The sequence below is a fragment of the Stenotrophomonas sp. PS02298 genome (genome assembly GCF_029959445.1).
Lineage (GTDB): Bacteria > Pseudomonadota > Gammaproteobacteria > Xanthomonadales > Xanthomonadaceae > Stenotrophomonas.
Genome location: NZ_JASCOR010000252.1, coordinates 1 through 3,925 on the forward strand (window position 1 = coordinate 1; position 3,925 = coordinate 3,925).

3 protein-coding genes are annotated in these 3,925 nt (G+C 66.0%); 1 reads left to right on the plus strand and 2 read right to left on the minus strand.

Translation table 11 applies throughout. The annotated features are described in order from the left end of the window. Window positions 1-219 precede the first annotated feature (219 nt). On the minus strand, window positions 220-1,602 hold the full coding sequence (gene purB, locus QMX78_RS20490; protein WP_282273107.1) for an adenylosuccinate lyase: 1,383 nt from the start codon (window positions 1,600-1,602) through the stop codon (window positions 220-222). A 204-nt stretch (window positions 1,603-1,806) separates the two neighbouring features. Between purB and QMX78_RS20495 the strand changes: the two genes are divergently transcribed. Next, window positions 1,807-3,216 carry a class II fumarate hydratase gene (locus QMX78_RS20495; RefSeq protein ID WP_282273109.1) on the plus strand — a complete coding sequence of 470 codons (1,410 nt, stop codon included), beginning with the start codon at window positions 1,807-1,809 and terminating at the stop codon, window positions 3,214-3,216. 200 nt (window positions 3,217-3,416) lie between these two features. Here the strand turns inward: QMX78_RS20495 and QMX78_RS20500 are convergent, their stop codons facing one another. Further along, window positions 3,417-3,845 carry a hypothetical protein gene (locus QMX78_RS20500; protein WP_282273111.1) on the minus strand — a complete coding sequence of 143 codons (429 nt, stop codon included), beginning with the start codon at window positions 3,843-3,845 and terminating at the stop codon, window positions 3,417-3,419. Between the last annotated feature and the right edge of the window lie 80 nt (window positions 3,846-3,925).

Sequence of the window (3,925 nt, forward strand, 5' to 3'; positions counted from 1 at the left end):
GCCGAGCCATGCTCGGCAAGGGGCTTTACCGGGAAAGCTTCTGCCGAGCATGGCTCGGCACTACATCTAAAAGCTTTCATTCATCCCAACCCCCGCTCCGCGCCCCGGCCCTTGCGCTGGCGCAAGGGCGTTCGAGCAGCAGCGAACCAATGGTTCGCAGCCTGCTGCTCTCACCCCGTGAACGGGAGAAGGGCTTCAAGCACCCAGCATTTCTGCGGCTCAGATCGCCTTGGCCAGCTCAGCCGCCAGGCCGGCATAGCCGCCCGGGGTCAGCTCGCGCAGGCGCTGCTTGGCGTCGGCCGGCAGTTCCAGGGTCTCGATGAACTCGCGCATCGAATCGGCGGTGATGCCGTGACCGCGGGTCAGTGCCTTGAGCTGCTCGTAGGGATTCGGCAGGCCGTGGCGGCGCATCACCGTCTGCACGGCTTCAGCCAGCACTTCCCAGGCAGCGTCCAGATCGGCGTCCAGGCGCTCCGGGTTCACGGTCAGCTTGCCCAGGCCCTTGGCCAGCGACTCCAGGCCCACCTGGCTGTGGCCGAAGGCGGTGCCGACGGCGCGCAGCACGGTGGAGTCGGTCAGGTCGCGCTGCCAGCGGCTGATCGGCAGCTTGGCGCTGAAGTGCTCGAACAGGGCGTTGCCGATGCCGAAGTTGCCCTCGGCATTCTCGAAGTCGATCGGGTTGACCTTGTGCGGCATGGTCGAGGAGCCGACTTCGCCTTCCTTGAGCTTCTGCTTGAAGTAGCCCAGCGAGATGTAGCCCCAGATGTCGCGGGCCAGGTCGATCAGGATGGTGTTGGCGCGGCGCGCGGCGTCACCGATCTCGGCGACGTTGTCGTGCGGCTCGATCTGGGTGGTGTAGGGGTTGAACACCAGGCCCAGCGAGGTGACGAAACGCTCGGCGAAGGCCGGCCAGTCGATGTTCGGGTAGGACACGACGTGGGCGTTGTAGTTGCCGACGGCGCCGTTGATCTTGCCGGTCAGCTCGACCGCGCCGATCTGGCGGATCTGCCGCTCCAGACGGGCGACGACGTTGGCCAGCTCCTTGCCCAGGGTGGTCGGCGAGGCGGTCTGGCCGTGGGTGCGGGACAGCATGGGCTGTTCGGCCTGGGCGTGCGCCAGCTGGCGCAGCGAGGCGGCGATGCCGCTGTAACCGGGCAGGATCACCTTGTCGCGGGCTTCAGCCAGCATCAGGCCATAGGACAGGTTGTTGATGTCCTCGCTGGTGCAGGCGAAATGCACGAATTCCAGTGCCGGTGCCAGCTCGGCGTCGTCCTTGAGCTGCTCTTTGATGAAGTACTCCACGGCTTTGACGTCGTGGTTGGTGGTGCGCTCGATCTCCTTGACGCGGGCAGCGTTCTCGACCGAGAAGCCATCGGCCAGTGCGCGCAGCTTGGCCTTGCCGGCCGCCGAGAAGTCGGCCAGCTCGGTGATGCCCGGCTCGGCGCCCAGCGCCAGCAGCCATTCGATCTCGACCTTGACGCGGGCCTTGATCAGGCCGTACTCGGAGAAGATCGGGCGCAGGGCGTCGACCTTGCCGGCATAACGGCCATCAAGCGGGGACAGGGCGAGCAGGGCGGCTTCTTGGCGGGACGTATCCGTCATGGCGGCAGGCGTTGGGCAGTAGCGGGGGCGCATATTCTACGCTGCCGGGGCAACGGCCGCTGGCGGGCCATTAAATCCCGCCGGCCGCAGGTGCCATCGCGGCACATGACGGGTATGGTGTGCGCAGCCGCCAGCCAGGGAAGCCTGCCCATTGCCAGCCGCAGCAGCTTCCTTTTACCCCAACGAAGATGTGCGGAGTTGATGATGAGCAAGGTTTCCAAGAGTGGTTTCCGGACCGAACACGACAGCATGGGCGAACTGCAGGTGCCGGCCGAGGCCCTGTGGGGCGCGCAGACGCAGCGTGCGGTCGAGAATTTCCCGATCTCCGGGCAGCGCATGCCGCGCGCCTTCATTCGTGCGCTGGGCCTGATCAAGGGCGCGGCGGCCGAGGTCAACACCGGCCTGGGGCTGCTGCCCAAGGGTGTTGGCAAGGCGATCCAGTCGGCGGCGACCGAGGTGGCCATCGGTGCGCACGACAACCAGTTCCCTATCGATGTCTACCAGACCGGTTCTGGCACCTCGTCGAACATGAACGCCAACGAGGTCATCGCCACGTTGGCCAACCATGGCGGCAAGGCCGGCAAGACTGCAGTGCACCCCAACGATCACGTCAATCTGGGGCAGAGCTCCAATGACGTCATCCCGACCGCCATCCGCGTCTCGGCCCAGCTCGAGGTGGTGGAATCGCTGCTGCCGGCGCTGAAGCACCTGCGCAAGACCATCGACAAGCGCGCCCGCACGCTGGGCAAGGTCGTCAAGACCGGCCGCACCCATCTGATGGATGCGATGCCGCTGACCTTCGCCCAGGAGTTCGGTGCCTGGTCGGCACAGCTGGCCTCGGCCGAAGGACGCATCGAAGATGCCTTGAAGCGCCTGCGCCGCCTGCCGCTGGGCGGTACCGCGATCGGTACCGGCATCAACGCCGATCCGCGCTTCGGCGGCAAGGTGGCACGGGCGCTGTCGCTCAGCACCGGGGTCAAGTTCGAAAGTGCGGCCAACAAGTTTGAAGGACTGGCTGCACAGGACGATGCAGTCGAGTTGTCAGGCCAGCTCAATGCGCTGGCGGTGGCCTTGATCAAGATCGCCAACGACCTGCGCTGGATGAACTCCGGTCCGTTGGCCGGCCTGGGTGAAGTCGAGCTGCCGGCCTTGCAGCCGGGCAGCTCGATCATGCCGGGCAAGGTCAATCCGGTGATCCCGGAAGCAACGGTGATGGTGGCTGCGCAGGTGATTGGCCACCATGCGGCGATCACCGTGGCCGGGCAGACCGGCAACTTCCAGTTGAACGTGGCGCTGCCGCTGATCGCGGCCAACCTGCTGGATTCGATCCAGCTGCTGTCCAACGTGATGATGCTACTGGCCGACAAGGTGTTCGTGGGCCTGGTGGTCAAGCAGGAGCGGGTACGTGAGGCCTTGGCCCGCAATCCCATCCTGGTGACTGCGCTGAACCCGATCATCGGCTACGAGAAGGCCGCGGCGATTGCCAAGCGCGCCTACAAGGAGCAGCGTCCGGTGCTGGAAGTGGCGCTGGAGGACAGCGGTTTGTCCGAGGCCGAGCTGAAACGCCTGCTGGATCCGGCGGCGCTGACCCTGGGCGGCATCCACGATCATTGATGGGTTTGCCCCCTCCCTTTCGCGTAGCGAAGGGGAGGGCTGGGGAGGGGTTAGCTTTCGGACCTTCGGGTGCTGCTGGCGTCGCGGTTTACGCGGCTCCTGCGGGAGACGTTGCTGGGCAGGCCTCTGCCGAGCATGGCTCGGCACTACATTGACCTTTCAGGTGCAGCCATTGCCGACCATGGGTCGGCACTACAGGCTCAGCGCACGGCGCGCAGGTTGGCCAGGGATTCGTCGTACTTCTCGAACTCGGGAATGTGCTTGGCCAGATCCGGCGGGAACGGCGACTGGCCTTCGGGGACCTGCAGCGGCAGCGTGCGCTCCTGTGCGGATGCCGGATCGGCGTCCACCAAGGTGTTCTGGCGCAGGATCTGCAGCTTGACGAAGCTGGTCTGCAGCATTGCCTGCTGCTCGGCGTTCAAGGGGATGACGATGTCATCAACGCGCAGGCGGCCATCCGGCAGGATGTCCAGGTTGGGGTAGGGCGCGCGGCGGATGGCGATGCGCTCGAGGGTGACCTCGGCCTTGGGCTTGCTGCGCTCGCTGCGGTGCTCGGCGTACTTCTCGCGATCACAGCCGGTGGCCAGGGTGGCGAAGGCAACGAGGATCAGCAACAACAGTCTATTCATGGCATCGGGGCAGCAACGGCGGGGGGGGGGGTTTTTCCGCCCCCCCCCGCGTGGCGGGGAGGCGCCCCCACAGGGGGTGG